Origin of the sequence: Mesorhizobium sp. B3-1-8, assembly GCF_006439495.1 — a bacterium.
Taxonomy (GTDB): domain Bacteria; phylum Pseudomonadota; class Alphaproteobacteria; order Rhizobiales; family Rhizobiaceae; genus Mesorhizobium.
Map to the genome: position 1 here is coordinate 271,514 of NZ_VFTK01000001.1, position 24,676 is coordinate 296,189.

Sequence of the window (24,676 nt, forward strand, 5' to 3'; positions counted from 1 at the left end):
GCCTGGCAGACCGGGCTGCGACCTTGATAACGGAGCAGCCGGCGAAAGGTTCATGGCCTGCGTTCAGGCAGCGGCGCGATAGTATTTCGCCGTCGGCAGAATGGAGAGGGGCGTCAGCCGGTTGATGGCCGGATTGCCGAACATCAGCCGCTGCTCCATCGGCGTCGAATTGTAGAACGGGAACCGCTCGAGCGTGCGGCGCATATTCTCGCCGGCAGGGATCTCGAACAGCGCGATCGGAGCAAGAACGCCCGGGAACTGCTTGGCTTCGCTCTTCTGCACGGCATTGAAGAACCGGGCATAGAAATGAGAATGCTCGACCTTGACCGGGGTCAGCACCGAGTCCTGGCCAAAATAATTGGAGGCCACCATGGCGATCCTGAGCGTCAGGAAAGGCAGAACGCCGGGCGCCGGCGCGGCATCGGGATCAGTTGCGAAGCGGGTGCCGTCGATGAAGGTTTCCCCCCGGGCGAGCCGCGGGAGCAACACTTCGGGATAGGCGTCCACCGAAGGTGAGTATGGCTGTTCACTGGAAATATAGTGAAAGCGCAATGTGCTGACCAATTCGCCGTAACAATAGACGCCGAAGCGGTAGGAGTTGGGAAGATTATCCCAGCGATCCTCGAACATCCCGCTGGCGATCGGACCGCACATGCCTGATTTGAGGTAGGACTGATATCGAAGCCGGTAGATCGCTTCCAGATCCTCGCCCCCGGTGATGAGGCGATATTCGACGTGCTCCAGGAGCTGCATCATCGTTCGGTTGAGCAGGGAATCAGCTTTTGAGCTGGCGCCAGCCGACGCACCCTTAGCCGCAGCTTCCATTATTGTCCGTCCTCGAATTCCGCCTGAGGACAAGCTATTCGAGTTGAAATGAGACACAAGCTGAAAATTCGAGATTGCTGATTTACCGTCTGTTAACCTTAATAGCTGCGATCGTTTTCATCGATCTTACACGCGAAAAAACAAATACCGCAGCCAGCAATTGTCTGATCCGGCCTGACGGCGGGTCATCAAGATCAATCCGTATCCAGAGCTTGAAAGCGTCAGTGCATCACAGAATTATACTACGCCGGAACGGCTATCGTTTCACGGAGCGCATATCCGCTCCAGACGGAAATCCGGATTCCATTTTTTCTGCGATTGCTCTCTATTTCAGCGCAGTTCCGGACGGGAAACCACTTCGCACTTTTCATGGATTTTCTCTTGTTTGACGCAATTCCGGACGGAAAACCGCTTCGCACTTTTCCTGGATTTGCTTCTAGCTGGCTGTTCTTTTGCCGGCGATGTGAAGGTCCGCGGCAAACGGCCATGTGACGCTCGACATCGTCTCGATGCCCGACGCGCTGAGCGCGGCGCCGAAGAGAAAGCCCTGCACGAAGTCCGGCTTGACCAAATGAACCAGCGTCTTCAGCTGCTCGAAGGTCTCAACCCCTTCGATAGTGACCGAAAGACCCAACGTCCTGGACAGGCTGACGATGCCCTTCAGCAGATCGAGCGACTGCCGGTTCTGGTTCACATCGACCAGGAACGAGCGGTCGATCTTGATCTTGTCGAGCGGCAGCTTGTGGAGATAGCTCAGGCTGGAGTAGCCGGTGCCGAAGTCGTCAAGCGCGATGCGCACGCCGAGCGCCTTCAGTTCCTCGATCGACTCGCGCGTCAGCGACTTGTCGTCGAGCAGCGCGGTCTCGGTGACCTCGATTTCGAGCCGGTGCGCCGCCAGTCCCGACTTGGCCAAGGCGTCCCTGACCTTCTGGACGATGTCGCGACTGCGGAAATCCTTGGCCGACAGGTTGACCGACACGCTGGTCTGGGCCGGCCATTTGGCGCATTCGGCGCACGCGGCCTCCAGCACGAAAGTGCTGATGTCGGAAACGATGCCCATCTCCTCGGCGAGCGGGATGAAGACGCTGGGCGAGATCGGGCCGAGGTCGGGATGGTCCCAGCGGCAGAGCGCCTCGCAACTGGCGATGCGCATGGTGCTGACAGCCACGATCGGCTGGTAGACGACGCGCAATTCCCTGGCCTGCACGGCATTGCGCAGGTCGGCCTTCATCAACTGGCGATTGCGGAAGGCGGCATCCATGGCCGCCTCGAACAGCCGCCAGCTGTTCTTGCCGAGTTCCTTGGCCTTGTAGAGGGCAAGGTCCGCCTTGACGATCATGGCGTCCGCGTCGGTGTCCTTGACCCTGGAAAGCACCGCGCCGCCGCTGGTCTGGATGCGCAAGCCGTGGCCGGCAACGTCCACCTCGCCCTGCAGGTCCGCGAAAATCTGGTCGAGCAGGGTGCTGAGATGGCTCTCGTCCTCGACACGGTCGAAGAAGATCATGAACTCGTCGCCGCCGAAGCGGCTGACGGTGATGCCCGGTCCGGCAATCGCCGCGAGGCGCTCGGCCACGGCATAGATCAGCCCGTCGCCGACCGGATGGCCGAGCGTGTCGTTGACGCTCTTGAAGTCGTCGAGATCGAGCACCGCGAGGCCGCACAGCCGGTCCTGGTCGCCAGAGGCCATCGCCTCGCCGACCAGTTCGTGGAAATAGGCGCGGTTCGGCAGCCCGGTCAAATTGTCGTAGCGCGCCATGAAGCGGATCTTTTCCTCCGCCTCGACGCGGGCCGTCACATCCTCGAAGGTGATGACGCCCAGTTCCTGGCTGCCTTCGCGGGCGGAGAATTCGTAGTGCTGGCCGTTGGCCAGCGAAACGAGCACCTTGCGGTCGCGGCCTTCGCGCAAGGCGCGCGTCAGCTGCGCCTCGATGTAGCGGCAGTCTTTCGGCGCCAGCATGCCACCGGCGACGCCGCGCATCAAAAGACCGTGGATCGAGCGCCCGAGCAAGGCATCGCCCGATTTCAGCGACATCAGGCGGGCGGCTTCGGCATTGGCCACCGCGACGCGCCCGTCCGGCCCCAGCATGACCAGGCCGTGCGACATGGTGTTGAGCGCGCGATCGAACCGGCGCGTCAGGTTCCTGGCCTGCTTGTGGCCGATGACGGCGGAGAAGAGCACGTTGCGGACATGGTCGGCGCTGTTGATGGTGATAAAGGTCAGCGGGATGATCATCAGGCCGAGCAGGACCGACGGGAAATCCATGCGCAGCAGGAGCCCGAGCGCGGCCGGACCGATGAAGGTCACGGAGAAAATCCGTACCATCTGCGGGGAGCCGTAGTTGCGGCCGACAACCGTGACCAGGGTCGCGATCGTCAGCGACGTCGCGGCCAGCTCGGCGAAGGGATCGGGGTAAACGTAGATCGATATGAAGCACAGCGAACCCAGGCCCAGGCCCTGCAGGCTGCCCTTGAGGATATAGATGCGCTCCCACCGCCTGGCCTCTTCGACATTGGCTATGGTGCCGCCCGCCTTCAGGAAGGTGCGAATGCCGAAGTAACGGAAAAGGCTGATGGAGAGCAGGCCGAAAGAAAAGGCCAGAAACAGCGGATTGTGCGTCCGCCAATAGATCATGAATCCGAGGATCCAGTAGCAAACGCCACCGATCACCAGCATGTGCGCGTTGTCGAACAACGACCGCACAAACTGGATATAAACATCCGCCGGGATGTTCTCGGTCTTTGTTCTACCCATGCCGTTGGCCCAACACTACGCCTTGTCATGCCACACCTGCCTTAAGAAAGGCTTAGAACGGCGCTCCACCCCGGTTGCAGAGGATTGCGGCAGACGGGACAGATCGGAAAATTCAGGGGGTTTGGCGCGGCGTCAACGCGCCGGCGCGATCATTCCGCTGCCCGAAGCGCCGGCTCCGCCGGAGCCTGGGCCAGACGCTCGATCAGTCGCGAGCGCTCGCCCGCCGCCTTGTCGGCGCTGGCCTGCCGGACGTGGCCGTAGCCGCGGATGAGCGCCGGCACGGAGGCCAGAGCCGTCGCGGCTTCCACCCTGCCCGGCGCCAGCGCGCCGGCGATCAGGTCAAGATCGGCCTCGTACTGCCTCAGCGACTGCCGCTCGATGCGCCGCTCGGCCGTGTAGCCGAAAAGGTCGAAGGCGGTTCCGCGCAGGCCCTTCATCGCCGCCAGCAGCCGGAAGCCCTTCATCATCCATGGGCCGAAGCTCGATTTCCGGGGCTTGCCGTCATTGCCGCGCCGCCCGACGATCGGCGGCGCGAGATGGAACTCGAGCTTGTCGTAGCTCTGGAACTGCTTGGCGAGGTCGGCGGCGAAAGTGCCGTCGGTGTAGAGTCGCGCCACCTCATACTCGTCCTTGATCGCCATCAGCTTGAAGAGGTTCCTGGCGACGGCCTCGGTCACCACGGACGAGCCGGGCACGGCCTTGCCTTCGGCGGCGCGCAACGTCGCCACGCGGTCGGCGTAGCGCCTGGCATAGGCGGCGTTCTGATAGGCGGTAAGGAAGGCGACGCGGCGGGCGATCACATCGTCCAGCGTCTCGGCCGGTCGGGACGCCGGCTTGCCCGTCTGGCTGACCAGGCCACGCACGAAATCGGGCTGGTGCGCGGCGCGGCGGCCCCAGCGGAAGGCGGCGATATTCATCGCCACCGCTTCGCCGTTCAATTCTATCGCCTTTTCAACGGCTTCGGCCGAGAGCGGCAGGCCGCCATGCTGGAAGGCGAAGCCGAGCATGAACATGTTGGCGCCGAGCGAATTGCCGAACAAGGCCGTCGCGGTGCGGGTTGCATCGAAGAAATGCGCCTTGTCGTCGCCGGCAGCCGCCCGGATCGCCTTCTTCAGCCGCTCGACCGGCAGCGAGAAGTCGGCGGAACGGGTGAATTCGCCAGGCATGATCTCGGCAGTATTGGCGAGGAAGATGGTGTGGCCCTCGCGCACCGCGCCCAGCACCTTCTTGGCGCCGGAGACGACGAGGTCGCAGCCGAGCACGAGGTCGGCCTTGCCGGCTGAAACGCGAATGGCGTGGATGTCCTCGGGCGTCGGGGCGATGCGGACATGGGTGAAGACCGAGCCGCCCTTCTGGGCGAGGCCCGCCATGTCGATCATGCCGCAGCCCTTGCCTTCCAGATGCGCGGCCATGCCAAGCACCGCGCCGACGGTGACGACGCCGGTGCCGCCCACCCCGTCGATGATCGCCGCCCAGCCCTGGTTGCCCATGCGGAACTCGGCCGGCGCCGGCACGCCGTCGAGAGGATCGGCCCTGCCGGCAATGCCTTCGGCCTTCCTGATCTTGCCGCCATGCACGGTGACGAAGGACGGGCAGAAACCGTTGAGGCAGGAAAAATCCTTGTTGCAGCTCGACTGGTCGATCCGGCGCTTGCGGCCGAATTCGGTCTCGACCGGCTGGATGGAGACGCAGTTCGACTGCACGCCGCAATCGCCGCAGCCTTCGCAGACCAGTTCGTTGATGAAGACGCGCTTGTCGGGATCGGGAAAGGTGCCGCGCTTGCGGCGCCGGCGCTTTTCGGCGGCACAGGTCTGGTCGTAGATGAGCACCGAAACGCCCTGCACGTCGCGCAATTCGCGCTGGACGAGATCGAGGTCGTCACGATGATGGATGCTGCTGCCGGCCGGGAAATCGGCCTTGCCGGCATATTTGTCCGGCTCGTCGGTGACGACTGCGATGCGGTCGACGCCCTCGGCTCGCACTTGTCTCGCGATCATGTCGACGGTCAGGCCACCCTCATGCGGCTGGCCGCCGGTCATCGCCACCGCATCGTTGTAGAGGATCTTGTAGGTGATGTTGGCGCCGGAGGACAGCGCGAAGCGGATCGCCAGCACGCCGGAATGGTTGTAGGTGCCGTCGCCGAGGTTCTGGAAGATGTGGCCGCGCTTCGAGAATGGCGCCTGGCCGACCCATTGCGCGCCCTCGCCGCCCATGGCGGTGAAGCCGACGGTGTTCCTGTCCATCCACAGCGCCATGAAATGGCAGCCGATGCCGGCGGCGGCGATCGAGCCGTCCGGCACCTTGGTCGAGGAATTGTGCGGGCAGCCCGAGCAGAAGAAGGGCGTGCGCGAACCGATATCGACGGTGTCGGCGAGCATCGCCTGGAACTGGCGCAGCTTCGCCACCCGCGCGGCGATTTCTTCCGACGGGCCGATGGTGCGCAGGATCCGTTCGCCGAGCGCGATGGCGATCTCGTTCGGATCGAGCGCGCCCTTGGCCGGAAACAGCCAGTCGCCGCGCTCGTCCTTCTTGCCGACGATCACCGGCTGCGTGGCGGTGCCGTAGAGGCTCTCGCGCAGCTGCACCTCGATCAGCGAGCGCTTTTCCTCTACGACGACGATGGTGTCGAGGCCGCGGGCGAACTCGGCGATATGCTGGAAATCGAGCGGCCACGGGCAGCCGACCTTGAACAGGCGGATGCCGATGCGGTTGGCGGCCTGTTCGTCGATGCCGATATCCTCCAGCGCCTGGCGGACATCGAGATAGCTCTTGCCGATGGTGATGACGCCGAGCTTGGGATTGCGGCCGCCGGAATAGACTACACGGTTGAGACCATTGGCCTGGATGAAGGCCGAAGCGGCGGCGCGCTTATACTCATGCAGCCGCTCTTCCTGGCCGAGCATATCGATCTCGTGGCGGATGTTGAGCCCGCCCGGCGGCATGTCGAATTCGGGAATGACGATGCCCAGACGCTCGATCGAGGCGTCGACCGAGGCCGTCGATTCGATGTTGTCCTTGACGCATTTGATCGCCGCCCAGGTGCCGGCAAAGCGCGACATGGCAAAGCCGTAGAGGCCGTAGTCGATGATCTCCTGGACGCCGGCCGGATTGAGGATCGGCACCATGGTGTCGACGAACAGGAATTCGGTGGCATGCGCGTTGGTCGAGGATTCGGCCATATGGTCGTCGCCCATCAGGGCGAGCACGCCGCCATGCTTCGACGAGCCGGCTAGATTGGCGTGGCGGAAGACGTCGCCGGAACGGTCGACGCCCGGCCCCTTGCCGTACCAGACCGAAAAGACGCCGTCATGCGTGCCCTCGCCGAGCAATTCGGTCTGCTGCGAGCCCCAGCAGGCGGTGGCGGCGAGCTCCTCGTTAAGGCCGGGCTGGAAGACGATGTCGGCTTGCGCGAGCTGCTTCTTGGCCCGCCACAGCTGCATGTCGAGGCCGCCAAGCGGCGAGCCGCGGTAGCCGGAGACGAAGCCTGCCGTGTTGAGGCCGGCGCGGCGGTCACGCTCGCGCTGCATCAGAAGCATGCGCACGACCGCCTGCGCGCCGGACAGGAAGACGCTCTCCTTGCCAAGGTCGAACTTGTCGTCGAGCGCGACGTCGTGCAGCGTCATCAGGTATTTCCTCTGCGGAGGCGCGCCTCAAATCAGGCAGCCAACGTCGGAGTGGCACGCCGCAGTCTTTCTTCCCTTGCGGGAGAGGTCAAACAAAATCGCAGGAGCCAGATAACACGCAACAAACGGTCTGGCGAGTGGCCGGCGGCGCATACAAGATCATGCTAACCGCTTCCTGAGGAATAAAAATTTCGCGCGGGCGCCGGCGTTTCAGGTCGCTTTCGAGCAATCCGGCTTCGGCTCGCCCGGCAGCCTGCCGTCGGGATGGCCGGCCAGATCGGAATTCAGCTCGTAGTTCGGCCCGATCACCAGCGGCCGGTCCGGCAGCATGGTCTGGTCCTCCGACGAGGTCATGGTGGTGTCGATGCTCTGCAGCAACGTGCCGCTCGCATCCTCAATGCGGATCGAGACGCTGTAGGGCTTGTCCTTGACCACGCAGGAGAGCGGTGGACTGGTGAGCGTGATGTGGGGCAGCTTCGGCCAGATCTTCTGATTGACGATGAGCGGGTCGCCGCCGGCCGGGTTCTGGAAGCTCACCACCGCGACCTGGCCGTCTACCATCGGGCGCAGCGGCTTCAGCGTGATGACATAGGTGGCGATGGCCAGCCGGTAATTGAACTCGAACAGCTTGCCGGAGATGGCAAAGAGCTGGTCGTTGCCGGTGTCGCGGCAGGCGCCGAGCGCGAATGCCGCGATCAAGGCGGCGCCGACCAGAGCCGAACGCGACAATTTCCTAAGCATTGCTGACCTCCCTGGCCGCTGTACGGCGGCGGTAATAGCGGTTTGCCTTCTGGCGGTTGCCGCAAACGGCCATGTCGCACCAGAGGCGGCTAGCGTTGCGGCTGCGGTCGACGAACAGCCAGCTGCAATTGGGACAGATCCTCAGCCTCGCCACCGTTTCGTCGCGCAGCAGCGACAGGGCCGAAACGGCCAAAGCCGCCTCGAAGGCGATCGGTGTTTGCGGATCGCCGAAAGGCTGGCCAGGCGTTCCGATCTCGGTCTCGCTGCCGGACAGGCCGCCGGCGCAGGCCGTGAGGAAATCCGGCAGGTGGCTGGTCGCAAGTGCGCCGTTCGACACGGCGTGGCGAAACAGCCGATCGGTCGCTTCACGGATCGAGATGACGGCTTGCTTTATCGCGCCCGGCTCCGGCGCCCGCAGCCGCCGGCCGCCGAGCTCGGCGGCGCGAAAGCCGCTCGCCGCCTCGGCGAAACGGGCGATCTCGGCCGGGTCGTCGAAACGGTCGAAGGTTTTTTCCGGATCGTTGCGCAATACGACGGTGTTCGCCGTATCGAGCGCAAGGATGCCACCGGTGAAACGGTGCGGGGTCCAGGAGACTGTCATGCGCGGGAATCTAACCGATAAAACGCATTTGACAAGTTAGATTCCGAATGCAACGGTCCATGCAGGGTCGCGTCATGCGACCCGTGGGATGCCGCATGCTCTATTTCTTCCAGCAGGTGCTGAACGGGCTGCATTCGGGCGCGCTCTATGCGCTGCTCGCCTTCGGCTATGTGCTGACCAACGGCATCCTGCATCGGACCAACCTCGCCTATGGCGCGTTGTTCGCCTTCTGCGGCCAGACGATGATCCTGACCGCCGCTTTCGGCTACCAGGCGCTGTGGCTGACGCTGGCCGCCGCGGTGGCGCTCGGCGTGGTCGCGGCTGTTCTCTATGCGGCGCTGATCAGCCACGTGTTGTCGCGCAGCGTTTTCGAGAGGCTCGCCGACCGCTCGCCCAACGCCATCGTGGTGACGACGCTCGGCATCCTGCTCTTCCTGTCGGAGGCGAGCCGCATCGCCGCCGACACGCACGATCTCTGGCTGCCGCCGATGCTCGCCAACCCCGTGATCTTCGCTGAGGGCGACGGCTTCAAGGTCACGCTCACCGTCATCCAGTTGCTCGATTGCGCGGGCGTGATCGCGGTGGTGGCGCTGGCGGCCTGGCTGTTTTCGCATTCGCGCTTCGGCCGTGCCTGGCGCGCCGTCTCCGACGATCCGAAAGCGGCGGCGATGTGCGGTGTCGATGTGCGCGCTGTGTTCCGCCTTGCCGTGCTGTTCGGCGGCTTATGCGCCGCCCTGGCCGGCGTGCTTGCCGGCCTCTATTACGGCAATGTCTCCTTCGGCACCGGGCTGATCTACGGCCTCAAGATCCTGTTCGTGACGGCGGTCGGGGGCTATCTGTCGCCGCTCAAAGCGGCGCTTGGCGCCGCGGCTTTCGGCATGGCGGAATCGCTTTGGGCCGGCTATTTCCCGCTCGAATGGCGCGACGCCTGGATCTATCTCTTCCTCGTCGCCATGCTGGTGCTGATCGGCGCCGGACGCGACCAGGCCAAGATCGCCTGAACCATCAGACTTTGGTTGCATGACGTTCGGTGAGCCTGCGGGGTTTCCGCCGCCGTGCCCGTTTCGTCCTGCCTGTCATGTTGACCTGCCGGACCACGCACTGCATACCGTTGGGCCAAGCGACGCGACACCGGAGGGGGAATCGGGCGCGCCGCATGGCCAGGGAGGATATGCATGGCAGGGCTGCTCGCTCTATCCAGGACGATCGACCGCATCAACGAGTTCATCGGCCGCTGGGTTTCCTGGCTGATCCTGCTCGCGATCCTGGTGAGCGCCGGCAATGCCGTCATCCGTAAGGTGTTCGACACGTCCTCCAACGCGTGGCTGGAGTTGCAGTGGTACCTGTTCGGCGGAGCCTTCATGCTGGCCGCCGCCTACACGCTGAAGCAGAACGACCATATCCGCATCGACATTGTTTACGGCATGCTCTCGCGGCGCGTGCAGCACTGGATCGACCTGCTCGGCCACCTGTTCTTCCTGATGCCCTTCGTGGTGCTGATGGTGATCTATTTCGTACCCTATGTGTCGCTGTCCTTCCGCAGCGGCGAGATGTCGACCAATGCCGGCGGGCTGATCGTGTGGCCGGCCAAGGCCATCCTTCTGGTCGGCTTCTTCCTGCTCGCGCTGCAAGGAGTTTCCGAGATCATCAAGAAGATCGCCATCATGCGCGGCGACATGGACGATCCCAATCCCTTCGTGTCGGCGCATGACCAGGCCAAGCTCGAGGCCGAAGCGCTGGCCGAAGAGGCCAAGGCGATCGCGGGCGAGGTCCGTCCGTGATCGAATTCATCGCGCAGAACATGGCGCCGATCATGTTCGCCTCGCTGGTCATCTTTCTTTTGATCGGCTACCCCGTCGCCTTCTCGCTCGCCGCCAACGGCTTGCTGTTCTTCTTCATCGGCGTGCTGGTCTCGCCCTATTCAGGCGGGTCGATCAACCTTGCCTGGCCGCTGCTGCATGCGCTGCCGGACAATTTCTACGGCACCAGGGTGATGTCCAACGACACGCTGCTGGCGATACCCTTCTTCACCTTCATGGGCATCGTGCTCGAACGGTCCGGCATGGCCGAGGACCTGCTCGACACGATCGGCCAGCTGTTCGGGCCGATCCGCGGCGGCCTTGCCTATGCGGTGGTCTTTGTCGGCGCGCTGCTTGCCGCCACGACCGGCGTGGTCGCCGCTTCCGTCATCGCCATGGGACTGATCTCGCTGCCGATCATGCTGCGCTACGGCTATGACCGCCGCGTGGCTTCCGGCGTCATCGCTGCCTCCGGCACGCTGGCGCAGATCATCCCGCCGTCGCTGGTGCTGATCGTGCTCGCCGACCAGTTGGGACGCTCGGTCGGCGACATGTATGCCGGCGCGTTGATCCCTGGCCTCGTGCTGACCGGCATCTACATGCTCTACATCCTGATCATGTCGATCGTCCGGCCGAACTCGATGCCGGCGCTGCCGCTCGAAGCCCGTACCCTCGGTCATGGCGTGATATCTCTGCTGGTGGCACTTTTGGTGACGGGCGCGATTTCCTACGCAGCCTATCGCTATCTTGCGCCGAACCACGGCGACAATGCCGATATCCTCGGCTTCGCCGTCGGCGTCATCGTCATCTATGTCGTCGCCATCGCCGATCAGCGGCTCGGACTGAACGTGATGTCGAAGCTGGCGCAGCAGGTGGTGATCGTGCTGATCCCGCCGCTGGCGCTGATCTTCCTGGTGCTCGGCACGATCTTCCTCGGCATCGCCACGCCGACCGAAGGCGGCGCCATGGGCGCCGTCGGCGCGCTCATCATGGCGGCGATGAAGGGCCGCCTGACGAGGGACGTCGTCAATCAGGCGCTGGCCTCGACGACCCGGCTTTCCGCCTTCGTGCTGTTCATCCTGATCGGCGCGCGCGTGTTCTCGCTCACCTTCTACGGCGTCAACGGCCATATCTGGGTCGAGCATCTGCTGACCTCGCTGCCTGGCGGCGAGACCGGCTTCCTGATCGGCGTCAACATCCTGGTCTTCGTGCTTGCCTTCTTCCTCGATTTCTTCGAGCTCGCCTTCATCATCGTGCCGCTCTTGGCGCCGGCCGCGGACAAGCTCGGCATCGACCTGATCTGGTTCGGCGTGCTGCTTGGCGTCAACATGCAGACGAGCTTCATGCATCCGCCCTTCGGCTTCGCGCTGTTCTACCTGCGCTCGGTCGCAGCCCGCGTGCCGTACCTCGACCGGATCACCGGCAAGCAGGTCGCGCCGGTTACCACCGGCCAGATCTATTGGGGCGCCGTGCCGTTCGTCCTGATCCAGGTGATCATGATCGGGCTCACCATCGCTTTCCCGCAGATGGTCATGCGCTATAAAGGTCCCGCGGTGGAGCCCAGCACCATCGATCTCAAGCTGCCGGACATGCCTTCGCTGTCGCCGCTCGGCACGCCGCCGGCGGATAATGGCGCGGCTCCGGCCAATGGCGGCGCGCCGGCGGCACCCGGCACGCCCGACCTGTCGCAACCGCCGAGCTTCGGCGACGCGCCGGCCAAGCCGGCCCCCGCGCCCGATCTCTCGCAGCCGCCCAAATTCAATTGAGGTTATCGCCATGAGAGCCATACGGTTGGAGGCAGTGGGCAGCATAGGGTTGCGAGAGGTCCCCAAACCCATTCCCGGGCCGGAAGACGTTCTCGTGCGCATCGAGGCCTGCGGCGTCTGCGGCACCGACCGGCACCTTTTCCATGGCGAGTTTCCCTGCACGCCGCCGGTGACGCTCGGCCATGAGTTCTCCGGCATCGTCGAAGCCGTCGGCGAGGCGGTGTCAGGCATTGCCGTCGGCGACCGCGTCACCGGCGATCCCAACATCGCCTGCGGGCGCTGCGCCCACTGCCATGCCGGCCGCGTCAATCTGTGCAGCAATCTCAGGGCCATCGGCATCCACCGCGACGGCGGCTTTGCCGACTATGTGCTGATGCCGCAGAAGCAGGCTTTTCGGCTGCCGGCAAATCTCAAGCCGACGCATGGCGCCTTCTGCGAGCCGCTGGCCTGCTGCCTGCACGGCATCGACCTTGCCGCGATCCGGCCGGGTTCGTCGGTGGCGGTGCTCGGCGGCGGCGTCATCGGCCTGCTTGTCGTTCAGTTGGCCAAGCTCGCGGGGGCGACGACCATCATCCTGTCGACCAGGCAGGCCTCGCGCCGAGCGCTGGCCGAACAACTTGGCGCGACCGCGACGATCGATCCAAGCGCCAGCGATCCAATCGCGGCCATCGCCGGACCGACCGGCCTGGCGCCCGGCGGCGTCGACGTGGTGCTGGAATGCGCCGGCGTGCGCGACACGGTGGAGCAGTCGCTGCGGATGGCTCGTGCCGGCGGCACGGTCGTCATCGTCGGCGTCGTGCCGCAGGGCATGAAGGTGGAGATCGAGCCGTTCGACCTTCTGTTCCGGGAGTTGAAAGTGCTGGGTTCCTTCCTCAACCCGTTCACGCATGGCTGGGCGGCTCAGCTGATCGCCTCCGGCGCGATCGAGATCGACCGGTTGATCTCGAGGCAAGTCAGTCTCGAAGAAGCACCGGACGTGATCGCCAACCCGCCGGCGCCGGGCGAAGTCAAGGTGCTGGTGGTGCCGGACCGAGGGTAAGACCTTCCATCGTTTGTGCCCCCAGCGCCTCTCTGCAGGGGGAATTTCTAAACTGCCGAAGCCGGCGCCGCCCCTCATCCTCCTGCCGGGACCTTGTCCCCGTATAGTGACGGGGACAAGGGATTGGGCCTATTACAGCTTGCCGTTGCGCTGCTGCACCATCATGAAGGTGTCGTAATTGTATTCGGCGACCTGGGCCCAGAGATAGTGCTCCTTGCGGAAGGCCTTGATCGACTCCCAGATCTTCTTGAACGGCGCGTTGTTGGATTCCATCTCGGCGTAGACCTCGTTGGCCTTCTCGAAGCAGGCGGCCATGATCTCCTGGCTGAATGGCCTTAGCTTGGCGCCGCCCGCCACCAGCCGCCGCACCGCCGGCGGATTCACATAGTCGTATTTCTGCAGCATATTGGCATCCGCGGCCTGCGCCGCGGTGCGCACCAGCGATTTGTAAGTCGGCGAAAGTTCTTCGTATTTTGCCTTGTTGAAGAGCAGGTGAACGGTCGGGCCGCCTTCCCACCAGCCGGGATAGTAGTAATAGGGCGCGACCTTGTAGAAGCCGAGCTTCTCGTCGTCATAGGGGCCGACCCATTCGGCGGCGTCGATGGTGCCCTTTTCCAGTGCCGGGTAGATGTCGCCGCCGGCGATCTGCTGCGGCACCACGCCGAGCTTCTCGACGACCTTGCCGGCAAAGCCGCCGATGCGCATCTTGAGGCCCGACAGATCGGCGACGCTGTTGATTTCCTTGCGGAACCAGCCGCCCATCTGGACGCCGGTGTTGCCGCCCGGCAGGCCGAACAACCCTTGCGCCCCGAGGAATTCGTTGAACAGGTCGATGCCGCCGCCATGATAGTGCCAGGCATTCATGCCGCGCGCGTTGAGCGAGAACGGCACGGCGGCACCGAGCGCCCAGGTGGGATCCTTGCCCCAGTAATAATAGGCGACCGTATGCGCCGCCTCGACGGTGCCGGCGGCGGCAGCGTCGGCGGCCTGCAGGCCGGGCACCAGCTCGCCCGAAGCGAAGACCTGGATCTGGAAATTGCCGTCGGTCGCCTCAGACAGCATCTTGGAGAAGACTTCAGCGCCGCCATAGATCGTGTCGAGCGACTTCGGGAAGGATGACGCAAGCCGCCAGGTCACTTTCGGGTTGGACTGGGCAATGGCCGGCGTGGCAAGTGCCGCGGCCGCTGCGGCGGCGCCCACGCCGGACGCGCCGGCCTTGCGAATGAACGAACGACGATCCATTAAGTTTCCTCCCTTGCGGATCAGCTGACCGATGCGAGGGCATCCTCGGTGCCCGGATCGGTTGGGGGAGAAACATACACAGGCAAGAAGTCGAGTCCAGCGCCGCGGGCCGAGGTTGCCGCCATTCCGCAACCGCCTGCAACTATAGTCTAACGTTCTCTTCGCTGGCCTATGCGAGGCGGCCAAACTTGCCATGGAAAAGCCGCGACGGATCGCTTATTTTATAGGCAGAACAATTCCTTGGCCTGATGGAAACCAAACCCAAAATGCAGCAGCCGCTCGTCGCCGTCTCGACCGACGTCCGCCAGTTCGACAATTACACCTGGCACGCAGCCCCCCAGCAATATCTGGAAGCCGCAGTCGCGGGCGCCGGCGTGTTTCCCTTGCTGGTGCCGTCCTTCGGCGATCGGCTCGACCTCGACGAATTGCTGTCCTCGGTCGACGGCGTCATGGTGACCGGCTCGAAGTCCAATGTGCATCCCTCGCTCTATGGCGGGGACCCGAGCGAGGCCAACGGTCCTTACGATCCGGCACGCGATGCCACCACGCTGCCACTGATCCGCAAGGCACTCGAGCGCGGCGTGCCGCTTTTAGCCATCTGCCGCGGCATCCAGGAGCTGAACGTCGCGCTCGGCGGCACGCTGGGCACCGAGATCCAGGAGCGCGAGGGCTCGCTCGACCACCGCGCGCCGGTGAGCGACAATCAGGACGAGCGCTTCGGCATCCACCAGACGATTTCGATCAAGCCCGGAAGCTGCCTTGCCGGCGTGTTCGGCGCCGGTGAAATCAACGTGAATTCCCTGCATCGCCAGGCGATCGACCTGCTAGGCCCCAGGCTCCAGGTCGAGGCTTTGGCTAGCGACGGCACGATCGAAGCTGTCTCCGTCAAGGATGCCCGCGCCTTCGCGGTCGGCGTGCAATGGCACCCCGAATACTGGGTGAAGTCGGACAGCAATTCCGCCAAGATCTTCAAGGCTTTCGGCGATGCCGCGCGCCTGCATGCGGCAGCAAGGGCAGGCGCCCGCGCCGCAGCAGAATAGAGATAGCGGCGCTTGAAGCGCCGCCTTCCACCATTCAGATCAGAACTTGTAGCTGAAGCCGACGCGCACGGCGTTTGTAGTCACATGCGTCGGGTACAGGAAGCTGCTATCGGTTGCCGGATTGTCGGTGAATTTGCCGAAATCGCTGTAGCGATACTCGACGCGCGTCGTCCAGTTCGGTGCGAATGCATATTCGACGCCAGCGCCCACCGTCCACCCGGCCTTGGTGTTGGATGAGCTGTCAGTCGTTCCGCCATCATCATATTTGGTGTCGAAGTGAGCGACGGCGAGACCGCCCGTGGCGTAAAGGAGGGCCGGCCCCATCGCATAGCCAAGGCGCGCTCGCAGCGACCCCTGCACGTCGATCCTGGTCTTGATGTTGCCTGCAAAGGCCGAATCCACCGAGCCGCTCATTCCCGAGGCTTCGATGTCGGCTTCGGCGCCAAGAACGAATTGATCGTAAGCCTGGTTGTAGCCGATATGAATACCGCCGAGGACGCCGTTGCTGTTCCAGGAGTCGGCCCAGTCAGAAGCGCCAGTGGCTATCGAGGAATCGTGACTATCGACTTTTCCCCAGCCATAGCCAAGTTGAACACCGGCATAGAAACCGCTCCACTCATAAGCTGCCGGAGCAGCAGGAGAAAGCACGTCGGCGGCGAAAGCGCTGGCCGGAAACAAGGCGATAATGGTCGAAGCGAGAAGAAAGGACTTCATTTAAGCACCCCAAAGCCACGACGAACTTATTCCACTTTGGTTGCATTGCAAGACAGGCAAGCACATCTGGGATGCTTTCCTATCCGAAGTTGCAAAAAGACCACGCCTTGGGATTACCGGCCGTCACCTGTCAGCGCCAGAAGCGGCGCGGCCGGCGCGTAGGATTCATAACCGTCGCCATCGGCAACGCCGAAGGCGACGATCGGATCGATGCCGTTCTCGCTGAAGGCGACCGAGCCGTCGGTCTGTTCGCGCCAGAATTTCGCGTGCTCGATGCCAGGCATCAGCTTGCGGCAGTTCGGGGCGACGGAAAGCAACGACAGACCGTCCGAGACTTCGGCGCCGCGGTGGATGGCGCAGGCCGCCTCATCGCCATTGGCGGTCAGCCGGTAAGTGTTTGTCGGGGCAACTTCCGTGGCCACGCTTTGGCCGTTGCCGCCATGCAGGAACTGAACGCCCCCGAACAACGCGACCGACGCCACCAAGCCAACGAACAGCTTCACCCTGTCTCTCCGCACATAACCAGATATGCAGAATCATTCCAAAGGGTTAACTGGGCGTTAATAGATGTGGCGACGTGTGCGGATTGGAGCAATTCCAGGTCGGGTTTCCGTCCGGAATTGCACCAAAACAAAGAGATAGGCCGTTCGCCGTTTCCATGAAACGGCGAAACGCTTCAGACGCGCGCCTTGACGTTGAGCGTCTCAGGCACCGACGTCAGCGGCCGGCGCTCGGTGAACCAGGCGACGAGATTGTCGACGCACAGATCGGCCATGGCGCGGCGGGTGTGGTCCGACGCCGAGCCGACATGCGGCAGAAGCGAGGTGTTGGGAGCGTCGAGCAGAGCCTGCGGCACGTTCGGCTCATCGGCAAAGACGTCGAGCCCGGCGGCCGCGATGGTGCCGCTCGTGAGGGCGGCGGCCAGCGCCGCCTCATCCACCGTCGAGCCGCGGCCGATGTTGACGAAAACGCTGTTCGAACCCAGCGCCGACAGGATCGCGGCATTGATCGCTTTCTCCGTGGCGGCCCCGCCCGGGGCAATGCAGATCAGCGTGTCGACGGCTTCGGCGAGGCCTTTCAGCGTGGCATGATATTCGTAAGGCAGGCCTTCGACCTTGCGGCGGTTGTGGTAAGCGATCGGCAGGCCGAAGGCTTCAAGGCGACGGGCGACGGCACGGCCGATGCGGCCCATGCCGAAAATGCCAATGCTGCGGCCGCGCAAGGTAAGCCGGCTCAGGCGATAATTGCCCTTCTCCACCCAGTCGCCGTCGCGCAGCCATTTCTCCGCGGCGTAGAGCTCGCGCACGGTGTTGATCAAAAGGCCGATGGCGGTGTCGGCGACCTCCTCGGTCAAGACATCGGGCGTGTTGGTGACCATGACGCCGCGCTTCGCCGCATGATTGGCGTCGACCGAATCATAGCCGACGCCGAAGCTGGCGATGATCTCGAGATCGGGCAGCGCGTCGATCATCGCCGCGTCGATGCCTGCATAGGAGGCGATACCACGCACCGTGGCGCGCATCTCGTCCGTCACCAGCCCAGGGTCGGCGCGTTCGATCCGCACAAGCTTGAACGTCTCGTCGATGCGGCCAACGGCATGGTCGTTGAAATCGCCCGGCACCAGGATGGCGACCGGCAATTTTCCTTCGGCCTTGGTCATGCACGCTCCACCGGCTTGCCGGTCGACTGCCGCACGTGCAGTTCCGGCTTGATCAGTTCCTGCGAGGGCCGCACCGCCTGCCCGTTCAATTTGTCGAGCAAGGCGCTCGCGGCGCGGCGGCCGACCTCGCGCTGACCGTTCCAGACCGTGGTCAGGGCCGGCGTCGCGATCGCCGCCTCCTCGAGATCGTCATAGCCGGTCACGGAGATATCGACGCCCGGCACGAGGCCGGCGCGCGCGATGCCGTTCATCAGCCCGATCGCGACCAGATCGTTCCAGCAGCAGGCGGCGGTGGGCCTGTCCTTCAGCGCCAGAAACTGCCCCGCGGCCTCGAAACCCGCCTGCTTGGTGCGTGGCCCGGGAATGCGCCAGGACGGCTTCACCTCCAGGCCGGCCGCCTCCATCGCGTTGAGATAGCCCTGGTAACGGTCGCGGCCGGTCGAGGTCTGGTCGGTGCCGCCGACCATGGCGATGCGCTTGTGGCCGAGCGAGATCAGATGATTGGTGGCAAGAGCGGTGCCATAGGCATCGTCGCCGCGGAACACAGGCACGTCGGCGCCGGCGACGGTGCGCGCGATCAGCACCGCCGGCAGGCCGTTTTCCTCGGCCATGATGATGTCCTCGGCCGGCGTGCCGATAGCCGGCGACATGATGACGCCGTCGGCGCCGAGCTGCAGCAGCGTGTCGATGAAGGTGCGCTGCTTTTCCAACTGGTCGTAGTGGTTGGACAGGATGAAGGTCTGGCGGCTGCGGTCGAGCTCGCTTTCGATCGAGCGCAGGATCTCGGCGAAGAACGGATTCATGATGTCGTGCACGACGACGCCGACGATGCCGGAGCGCGAGGTGCGCAGCGAGGCGGCGCGGCGGTTGTAGATATAGCCGATGGCGCGGGCGTGCTCCTTGATGCGCTCGCGCGTGGCGCCGGCGACCAGCGGGCTGTCGCGCAGCGCCAGCGATACCGTTGCCGTGGAGACGCCGAGCGCATCCGCGATCGTCGAAAGCTTGATCTTCTGTGCCAGTGCCCTTCGCTCCCCAGGGTCCTTGGATTCAAAATCTTTAAATTTTTTAAAACGGCCTTATGCCACCGGATTCGGCGCAAATCAAAGTTTTTTCGCCAGCGCCTCGGCTTCGGTGTCGAGCGAGGCGGAGTTGCGGACGCGAAGCCGGTGCTCGCGGTGGATGATGTAGAGGCCGCTGGCAACGATGATGGCGGCACCCAGCAACGTCCAGCGATCGGGGAACTGGTGGAAGATCAGCCAGCCGGAAATGATCATCCACACCATCTGCGAATAGGGATAGGGCGCAAGCTGCGTCGTGGTCGCCAGACGATAGGCCCGGACCAGCAAATAGTGGCCGCCCGCCCCGAAGACGCCCAGCATCAGGACGACGAACCATTGAAAGCCGCCGTGCGGCAGCGCAGGCGAGAAGGCAAGCATCGGAGCCAGCAGCACCGACGGCGCCAGCGCCGAGAACAGGATCAGGCTTTCCGACGTTTCCGTCGCCGACATGCGCCGCGTCATGATGACGTAGAAACTGTTCGACAGCATCGAGCAGAGCGCGAATAGATGGCCGATGCCGAACACGCCCACGCCGGGCCGGGTGATGATCAGAACACCGACAAGGCCGGCGAGGATCGCCAGCCAGCGCCGCCAGCCCGCCCATTCGCCGAGCAGCGGCCCGGCAAGCGCGGTGATGACCATCGGGCCGAAGAAATAGATCGACGTGGTCTCCGCCAGCTGCAGCGTCTTGAGTGCCAGGATGTTGAACATGGTCGAGCCGAAAAGCATGCATCCGCGCAAGATATGCGCCGGCAGGTTGTTGGCGCGAAAACGTGCCGGCTCGCGCCAGCCGCGCAGGAAAAGGCCGACCAACAGCACATGCACGGTGAAGCGGGTCCAGGCGACGATCAGCGCCGAGACGCCGGCCAGCACCAGATATTTGCTGGAGGTGTCGAGAAAGGTGAAGCAGACATAGACGCAAAGCATCAGAAGCATCGCCGCGGGCGGCGTTGCGCTGTCGTCTTGGGTTCGGGAAACAGACAAATTCAGGCCGAAAGGAAAACAAAGGCGGAAGCCCACCTTTGCGGCAATCAAAGCCTGCCGGCAAGGCAATTGTCCGACGTGGCCGGACCAAAAGCGGCCACTGCGACAACGCCCCGGCGTTCAGCCATGCATGCGGGCGCCCTTGGTTATCTTGTCGACTAGCTTTTTGTCGCCGCGCAAGGCGATGCCGACGATCCTGGCATCGTCCGGCGCGAATTCGGCGAAGACGGCGCGATTGGCGACATCATGGCCGGTCGAAAACATCTCCTCGACATAGGCTGACATCGTCACGCCGCGCTCCAATGCCCGGCGATGGATCGTGCCCAGCGTCGCCGCATCGGCGGAGAGGACGATGACCGGCTGGATCGACATCGGGTTGTAGAGGTTGCCGGCGCGGTCGCGATAGGGCTCGCCGATGATTTCGGGGAACTGCGCGACGATGCCGCTGGTCAGGAACGCGGTGACGTTGAGCTTCTGCCACACCGGCAGGTCCTCTCTCAGGACAATTGCAATTTTCGTATCGAACACCAAGATTGAGACTCCGAGACGGCCCGTGACGGACGGGAAAGGCGATGGCGCAGGCTCTAGGCGAAGAAGCGAAAGCAGGTCTTGAACGTTCGTGCGCGGATGCGGCCAACGGCGATCGCATCGTTTCGGCGCCGGGCGGCTCGGGCCTCGAGCGCATCGAGGCGCGCTTCCACGGCAATGCCTTCGAGCTGCACCGGCACGACACCTATGCCATTGGCGTGACGTTGCACGGCGTGCAGCGCTTCCACTATCGCGGCGCGCTGCAACACAGCCTGCCGGGCCAGGCGATCGTGCTGCACCCGGACGAATTGCACGATGGCGGCGCCGGAACGGAAGACGGCCTGCGCTACAGGATCCTGTATCTGGAGCCGTCCCTGCTGCTCGACTGCCTCGGCGGCGAGCCGCTGCCTTTCGTCCGTGACGCCGTAGTCGACGATCCGGCGCTGCGCGACACGCTGTTGTCGGCGCTGGCGCCGCTGGACGAAGCGCTCGGCGACCTGTTCGTGGCGGATTTCGTTGCGCAGCTGGCGCAACAGCTGAAACGCCACGCCGGACAGCCGGCAAAGTCGACGGGCAAGACCGCATTCCGCGCCGCCGCGCTTGCCCGCGGCTATCTCGAGGAAAATGCCGAGCGGCCGGTGCGCTCCGATGAGCTGGAAGCCGTCACCGGCCTCAACCGTTACGCGCTGTCGCGCCATTTTCGCGCGACCTATTCGACCAGCCCGCATCGCTTCCTGCTGATGCGCCGGCTGCAGCGTGCGCGCCGCATGATCGCCGAGGGAGAGTCGCTGGCGGAGATCGCCGCTGCCGCCGGCTTCAGCGACCAGAGCCATTTCAACCGGCATTTCAAGAAGGCGTTTGGATTGACGCCAGGACGCTGGGCGGCGCTGGTAAGCGCGTAAGCGCGATGCGCAGCATCGTCGCTCAACGGCGAGACGTGCGGTGATGGCCCTCAGGCGCGATGCGCAGCATCGTCGCCTTTCCGCTAAGCCGCCGATGCTTGGGTGGTGCGTGGAGCGACGATGCTGCGCATCGCGCTTAGGTCGCTCGAGACGACGCTATAGCGTCGCTCGTGGATCACCGACGCCGCGCGGTTGAGCGACGACGCCTGCGCGTCGCGCTTACGCTTCGTCCAACTCCGCGTCGTCGTCCATAAGCACTAGGTCTTCGTTCGACAGGTTCGCCTCGATACGGGCGAGCAGCTTGAACAGCGCTTTCTGGTCCTTCTTGTCGAGGCCCTTCAGCGCCTGCTTCTCGGTCTTCTTGACCGACTTCTCGATGGCGCGGATGGTTTCGCGGCCGGACTCGGTGAGGAAGATATGGGCCTGCCGGGCATCGGCGTTGGAGGCGCGCTTTTCGAGGAAACCCTGGGCCTGCAGCCGGTTGATGGTCTTGGTGATAGTCGGCGGGCGCACGCCGAGCCGGCCGGCGAGATTGCCTGGGGTCTGGCCGTCCTCGCGGTCGAGCGCCAGCATGATCTGGTCCTGGCCGGCGTAGAAGCCGTGCGCCAGAAGCCGCGCGGCGAGCGCCGTGCGCGCCAGCCTTGCCGCCGAATGCAGCCGGCTCATTGTCGCTGTCTTGTCCGCCTTGGCCATGGTCGTTCCCTCTTCGGCCGAACCGGCGCGGGCAAGCATAGAGGCTGTCCGACGGCTGGCAAATGACGATCTAAAGAGTCCGGCTTGCAGAACGCTTTGCCGGCAAGCATTGCGGTGCCCGCGCAGGTGATGCCAGATCTTTATTTCAGTTAGATGACAAACGACTTTTGCGCCGGAGAGATTCACAGCGGACGCTGGTGAAGGCCATTGGGCGCCCGCGCGGCTCCTGAGTTTGGCCCGCCTCGGCCGCCGCTGATCCGCGCTTGGCGCCATCCCGCCTGGAGGCCGGCCTGGTCCATCGGTTTGGCGCGTGCAAAAGCGCGGCACCCATCCTATATGAGGCCGACAATCCAAGATTTTCGAGGCCAAGATTTTCGAGGCAAACCATGAGCGATACACAGACGCAAATCCCCGTAACCGTTCTCACCGGCTATCTCGGCGCGGGCAAGACGACGCTGCTCAACCGCATCCTGTCGGAGAATCACGGCAAGCGCTACGCCGTCATCGTCAACGAGTTCGGCGAGATCGGCATCGACAACGACCTGATCGTCGAATCCGACGAGGAAATCTACGAGATGAACAATGGCTGCGTGTGCTGCACGGTGCGCGGCGACCTGATCCGCGTCGTCGAGGGCCTGATGAAACGCCCCGGCCGCTTCGACGCCATCGTCGTCGAGACCACGGGCCTCGCCGATCCGGTGCCGGTGGCGCAGACCTTCTTCATGGACGACGACGTGCGCACCAAGACCAAGCTCGACGCGGTGGTGGCGCTGGTCGACGCCAAGCATTTGCCGCTGCGCTTGAAGGATTCCAAGGAAGCCGAGGACCAGATCGCCTTTGCCGATGTGGTGCTGCTGAACAAGACCGACCTCGTCACGCCCGAAGAGCTTGAAAAGGTCGAAGCGACGATCCGCGCCATCAACCCGGCAGCCAGGATCCATCGCACCCAGCGTTCCGGCGTGGCGCTTGACGAAGTGCTCGACCGCGGCGCCTTCGACCTGTCGCGGGCGCTGGAGAACGATCCGCATTTCCTCGACGCGCATGATCACGACCATGATCATGATCACGATCATGACGGTCACGATCATCACCATCACCACCATGCTTCCGACATCCATGACGTGACGGTGAAGTCGGTGTCGCTGCGCGGCGGCGAGATGGACCCGAAGAAGTTCTTCCCCTGGATCGAGAAGGTGACCCAGATGGAGGGACCCAACATCCTGCGGCTGAAGGGCATCATCGCGCTCAAGGGCGACGAGGACCGCTATGTGCTGCAGGGCGTGCACATGATCCTCGAAGGCGACCACCAGCGCGCCTGGAAGGACGGCGAAAAACATGAGAGCCGGCTGGTCTTCATCGGCCGCGACCTCGACGCCGAGCGGCTCAGGAAGAGCTTTGAAGCCTGTCAGGCGGCTTGATTTCCGCGCCTTCTTCCTTCTCCCCTTGTGGGGTCCGAAGGACGGGCGAGATCCGTGGCTCGCCCCGGGCGGTGGATCGGCGCATAGCGCCGAGACGGTTGAGGGGTGTTCCAGCGGAGTGAGACGACGGCGTTCCCTGGAACACCCCTCATCCGACCTCGCTTCGCGAGGCCACTTTCTCCCACAAGGGGAGAAGGGAGAACCGCACGCCAGCGCCCCTTCCCGCATAGCGATTCCACGCATGGGTTGAGACCTGCGGCTCGACCCCTTATGGGAATGGCAGCAATCTCGAATGGACCAATCTATAATGCCCACAGTCGCCCCGCTTGATCTCGAAGGCCATTGCGTTGCCGCCGTCTTCCTGAACGACGTGCCGCATTTCGCACTTGCCGACGGTTCAATCCACCGGTTGGATAACGGGCACAAGACGGTGCAGGCCAATGACGGCCTGCTTGCCGCCTTCCATGACGCGGCCAACGACCGGCTGATCACCGGCGGCGAGGACGGCAAGGTGTTTGCCGTTAAGGCCGGCGGCGAGGTGAGCGAGTTGGCCAGCGCCGGCAGGAAGTGGATCGCCAGCGTCACCGCGGGGCCGCAAGGCGCGATCGCCTATGCCTCGGGCAAGACCGCCTTCGTGCGTTTCGCCGACGGCAAGATCAAGGAATTTAGCCATCCGCGTTCGGTGGAGGGGCTCGCCTTCTCGCCCAAGGGCATGCGCTTTGGCGTCGCCCGCTACAATGGCGCGACGCTGCATTTCCCGGCCGCCGAGAGCAAACCGGTGGAGCTCGAATGGGCCGGCGCCCATACCGGCATCACCTTTTCACCGGACGGCGCCTTTCTGGTCACCACCATGCAGGAGAATGCGCTGCATGGCTGGAAGCTTGCCGACGGCAAGCACATGCGCATGAGCGGCTATCCCGGCAAGGTGAAAAGCCTGTCCTGGAGCGTAAAGGGCAAATGGCTGGCGAGCTCCGGCGCGCCTGCGGCGATCGTGTGGCCGTTCGCCAGCAAAGACGGACCGATGGGCAAGGCGCCGCTCGAGCTCGGCACGCGCGGCAATACGATGGTGACTTCAGTCGCCTGCCATCCGAGCCAGGATGTCGTGGCGATCGGCTACGAAGACGGCATGGTGATCGCGGCGCGCTTCGCCGACGCCAAGGAGGTGCTGCTGCGTCGCCCCGGCAAGGGTGCCATCACATCGATGATGTGGGACAAGGAAGAACGCCGCATCGTCTTCGGAAGTGCTGCCGGCGACTGCGGCGTGATCGATATCACGGCTTAAGGGGAGTAA

At 64.0% G+C, this 24,676-nt stretch carries 20 protein-coding genes and 1 pseudogene; 8 read left to right on the forward strand and 13 right to left on the reverse strand.

Translation table 11 applies throughout. The features are described 5' to 3' along the window. Positions 1 to 63: 63 nt before the first annotated feature. The 5 genes and pseudogenes from FJ424_RS01305 to FJ424_RS01325 form a co-directional block, all read right to left on the reverse strand. Complete coding sequence (locus tag FJ424_RS01305) at positions 64 to 825, reverse strand: hypothetical protein (protein WP_140644719.1); 762 nt, start codon at positions 823 to 825, stop codon at positions 64 to 66. 436 nt (positions 826 to 1,261) lie between these two features. Next, a complete protein-coding gene (locus tag FJ424_RS01310) occupies positions 1,262 to 3,577 on the reverse strand; it encodes an EAL domain-containing protein (RefSeq protein WP_140650634.1) in 2,316 nt (771 codons plus the stop codon). Positions 3,578 to 3,726: 149 nt separating this feature from the next. Then, positions 3,727 to 7,206: pseudogene (locus FJ424_RS01315) on the reverse strand (indolepyruvate ferredoxin oxidoreductase family protein); the annotation flags it as partial. Between the two features lie 204 nt (positions 7,207 to 7,410). Beyond that, positions 7,411 to 7,941, reverse strand: a complete 531-nt coding sequence (locus FJ424_RS01320; protein WP_140650640.1) for a hypothetical protein — start codon at positions 7,939 to 7,941, stop codon at positions 7,411 to 7,413. Then, positions 7,934 to 8,542, reverse strand: coding sequence for a CGNR zinc finger domain-containing protein (locus tag FJ424_RS01325; protein WP_140650643.1), 609 nt, complete (start codon positions 8,540 to 8,542; stop codon positions 7,934 to 7,936). The genes FJ424_RS01320 and FJ424_RS01325 overlap by 8 nt, the downstream gene beginning before the upstream one ends. Before the next feature lie 95 nt (positions 8,543 to 8,637). On the opposite strand from FJ424_RS01325, the gene FJ424_RS01330 reads away from it, so the two are divergent. The 4 genes from FJ424_RS01330 (at position 8,638) to FJ424_RS01345 (ending at position 13,146) form a co-directional block, all read left to right on the forward strand. Beyond that, positions 8,638 to 9,543: a branched-chain amino acid ABC transporter permease gene (locus FJ424_RS01330; RefSeq protein WP_140650646.1), complete on the forward strand. Its 906-nt coding sequence runs from the start codon at positions 8,638 to 8,640 to the stop codon at positions 9,541 to 9,543. Positions 9,544 to 9,717: 174 nt separating this feature from the next. Then, the gene (locus FJ424_RS01335; protein ID WP_140650649.1) at positions 9,718 to 10,323 is read left to right on the forward strand and encodes a TRAP transporter small permease subunit; all 606 of its coding nucleotides are present in this window, start codon (positions 9,718 to 9,720) and stop codon (positions 10,321 to 10,323) included. Next, the gene (locus FJ424_RS01340) at positions 10,323 to 12,107 is read left to right on the forward strand and encodes a TRAP transporter large permease subunit (protein ID WP_140650801.1); all 1,785 of its coding nucleotides are present in this window, start codon (positions 10,323 to 10,325) and stop codon (positions 12,105 to 12,107) included. The genes FJ424_RS01335 and FJ424_RS01340 overlap by 1 nt, the downstream gene beginning before the upstream one ends. Positions 12,108 to 12,117: 10 nt before the next feature. Next, positions 12,118 to 13,146, forward strand: coding sequence for a zinc-dependent alcohol dehydrogenase family protein (locus FJ424_RS01345; RefSeq protein ID WP_140650651.1), 1,029 nt, complete (start codon positions 12,118 to 12,120; stop codon positions 13,144 to 13,146). A gap of 132 nt (positions 13,147 to 13,278) precedes the next feature. Here FJ424_RS01345 and FJ424_RS01350 read toward each other — a convergent pair whose 3' ends face one another. Next, the gene (locus FJ424_RS01350; RefSeq protein ID WP_140644711.1) at positions 13,279 to 14,388 is read right to left on the reverse strand and encodes a TRAP transporter substrate-binding protein; all 1,110 of its coding nucleotides are present in this window, start codon (positions 14,386 to 14,388) and stop codon (positions 13,279 to 13,281) included. A gap of 266 nt (positions 14,389 to 14,654) precedes the next feature. Between FJ424_RS01350 and FJ424_RS01355 the strand changes: the two genes are divergently transcribed. Beyond that, the gene (locus FJ424_RS01355; protein ID WP_140650654.1) at positions 14,655 to 15,428 is read left to right on the forward strand and encodes a gamma-glutamyl-gamma-aminobutyrate hydrolase family protein; all 774 of its coding nucleotides are present in this window, start codon (positions 14,655 to 14,657) and stop codon (positions 15,426 to 15,428) included. 39 nt (positions 15,429 to 15,467) lie between these two features. On the opposite strand, the gene FJ424_RS01360 is transcribed toward FJ424_RS01355, so the two are convergent. From FJ424_RS01360 to FJ424_RS01385, 6 genes are all read right to left on the reverse strand, one after another. Further along, entirely contained in the window at positions 15,468 to 16,106 is a 639-nt protein-coding gene (locus tag FJ424_RS01360; RefSeq protein ID WP_181175211.1) for an outer membrane protein, read from the reverse strand. Between the two features lie 149 nt (positions 16,107 to 16,255). After that, entirely contained in the window at positions 16,256 to 16,645 is a 390-nt protein-coding gene (locus FJ424_RS01365) for a hypothetical protein (RefSeq protein WP_140644708.1), read from the reverse strand. A gap of 173 nt (positions 16,646 to 16,818) precedes the next feature. After that, positions 16,819 to 17,802 (reverse strand): 2-hydroxyacid dehydrogenase, encoded by a 984-nt coding sequence (locus FJ424_RS01370; protein WP_140650659.1) that lies wholly within the window; start codon positions 17,800 to 17,802, stop codon positions 16,819 to 16,821. Further along, positions 17,799 to 18,821, reverse strand: coding sequence for a LacI family DNA-binding transcriptional regulator (locus FJ424_RS01375; RefSeq protein ID WP_140644706.1), 1,023 nt, complete (start codon positions 18,819 to 18,821; stop codon positions 17,799 to 17,801). The genes FJ424_RS01370 and FJ424_RS01375 overlap by 4 nt, the downstream gene beginning before the upstream one ends. 81 nt (positions 18,822 to 18,902) lie before the next feature. After that, on the reverse strand, positions 18,903 to 19,787 hold the full coding sequence (locus tag FJ424_RS01380; protein ID WP_140644838.1) for a DMT family transporter: 885 nt from the start codon (positions 19,785 to 19,787) through the stop codon (positions 18,903 to 18,905). A gap of 177 nt (positions 19,788 to 19,964) precedes the next feature. Continuing rightward, positions 19,965 to 20,372, reverse strand: a complete 408-nt coding sequence (locus tag FJ424_RS01385; RefSeq protein ID WP_140650662.1) for a DUF2000 family protein — start codon at positions 20,370 to 20,372, stop codon at positions 19,965 to 19,967. A 44-nt stretch (positions 20,373 to 20,416) separates the two neighbouring features. On the opposite strand from FJ424_RS01385, the gene FJ424_RS01390 reads away from it, so the two are divergent. After that, the gene (locus FJ424_RS01390) at positions 20,417 to 21,274 is read left to right on the forward strand and encodes an AraC family transcriptional regulator (protein WP_140650664.1); all 858 of its coding nucleotides are present in this window, start codon (positions 20,417 to 20,419) and stop codon (positions 21,272 to 21,274) included. A gap of 219 nt (positions 21,275 to 21,493) precedes the next feature. On the opposite strand, the gene FJ424_RS01395 is transcribed toward FJ424_RS01390, so the two are convergent. Then, positions 21,494 to 21,967, reverse strand: a complete 474-nt coding sequence (locus FJ424_RS01395) for a MarR family transcriptional regulator (RefSeq protein WP_040988911.1) — start codon at positions 21,965 to 21,967, stop codon at positions 21,494 to 21,496. A 386-nt stretch (positions 21,968 to 22,353) separates the two neighbouring features. Here FJ424_RS01395 and FJ424_RS01400 point away from each other — a divergent pair, with 386 nt between their 5' ends. Both FJ424_RS01400 and FJ424_RS01405 read left to right on the forward strand, forming a co-directional pair. Further along, the gene (locus FJ424_RS01400) at positions 22,354 to 23,385 is read left to right on the forward strand and encodes a GTP-binding protein (protein WP_140650667.1); all 1,032 of its coding nucleotides are present in this window, start codon (positions 22,354 to 22,356) and stop codon (positions 23,383 to 23,385) included. 307 nt (positions 23,386 to 23,692) lie between these two features. Then, the gene (locus tag FJ424_RS01405) at positions 23,693 to 24,667 is read left to right on the forward strand and encodes a WD40 repeat domain-containing protein (protein WP_140650668.1); all 975 of its coding nucleotides are present in this window, start codon (positions 23,693 to 23,695) and stop codon (positions 24,665 to 24,667) included. Positions 24,668 to 24,676: the final 9 nt, after the last annotated feature.

Coding starts and splice junctions, on each gene's coding strand:
- FJ424_RS01305 (WP_140644719.1), bottom strand. CDS start 825: ATGGAAGCTGCGGCTAAGGGTGCGTCGGCTGGCGCCAGCTCAAAAGCT.
- FJ424_RS01310 (WP_140650634.1), bottom strand. CDS start 3,577: ATGGGTAGAACAAAGACCGAGAACATCCCGGCGGATGTTTATATCCAG.
- FJ424_RS01320 (WP_140650640.1), bottom strand. CDS start 7,941: ATGCTTAGGAAATTGTCGCGTTCGGCTCTGGTCGGCGCCGCCTTGATC.
- FJ424_RS01325 (WP_140650643.1), bottom strand. CDS start 8,542: ATGACAGTCTCCTGGACCCCGCACCGTTTCACCGGTGGCATCCTTGCG.
- FJ424_RS01330 (WP_140650646.1), top strand. CDS start 8,638: ATGCTCTATTTCTTCCAGCAGGTGCTGAACGGGCTGCATTCGGGCGCG.
- FJ424_RS01335 (WP_140650649.1), top strand. CDS start 9,718: ATGGCAGGGCTGCTCGCTCTATCCAGGACGATCGACCGCATCAACGAG.
- FJ424_RS01345 (WP_140650651.1), top strand. CDS start 12,118: ATGAGAGCCATACGGTTGGAGGCAGTGGGCAGCATAGGGTTGCGAGAG.
- FJ424_RS01350 (WP_140644711.1), bottom strand. CDS start 14,388: ATGGATCGTCGTTCGTTCATTCGCAAGGCCGGCGCGTCCGGCGTGGGC.
- FJ424_RS01355 (WP_140650654.1), top strand. CDS start 14,655: ATGCAGCAGCCGCTCGTCGCCGTCTCGACCGACGTCCGCCAGTTCGAC.
- FJ424_RS01370 (WP_140650659.1), bottom strand. CDS start 17,802: ATGACCAAGGCCGAAGGAAAATTGCCGGTCGCCATCCTGGTGCCGGGC.
- FJ424_RS01380 (WP_140644838.1), bottom strand. CDS start 19,787: ATGCTTTGCGTCTATGTCTGCTTCACCTTTCTCGACACCTCCAGCAAA.
- FJ424_RS01390 (WP_140650664.1), top strand. CDS start 20,417: ATGGCGCAGGCTCTAGGCGAAGAAGCGAAAGCAGGTCTTGAACGTTCG.
- FJ424_RS01395 (WP_040988911.1), bottom strand. CDS start 21,967: ATGGCCAAGGCGGACAAGACAGCGACAATGAGCCGGCTGCATTCGGCG.
- FJ424_RS01400 (WP_140650667.1), top strand. CDS start 22,354: ATGAGCGATACACAGACGCAAATCCCCGTAACCGTTCTCACCGGCTAT.
- FJ424_RS01405 (WP_140650668.1), top strand. CDS start 23,693: ATGCCCACAGTCGCCCCGCTTGATCTCGAAGGCCATTGCGTTGCCGCC.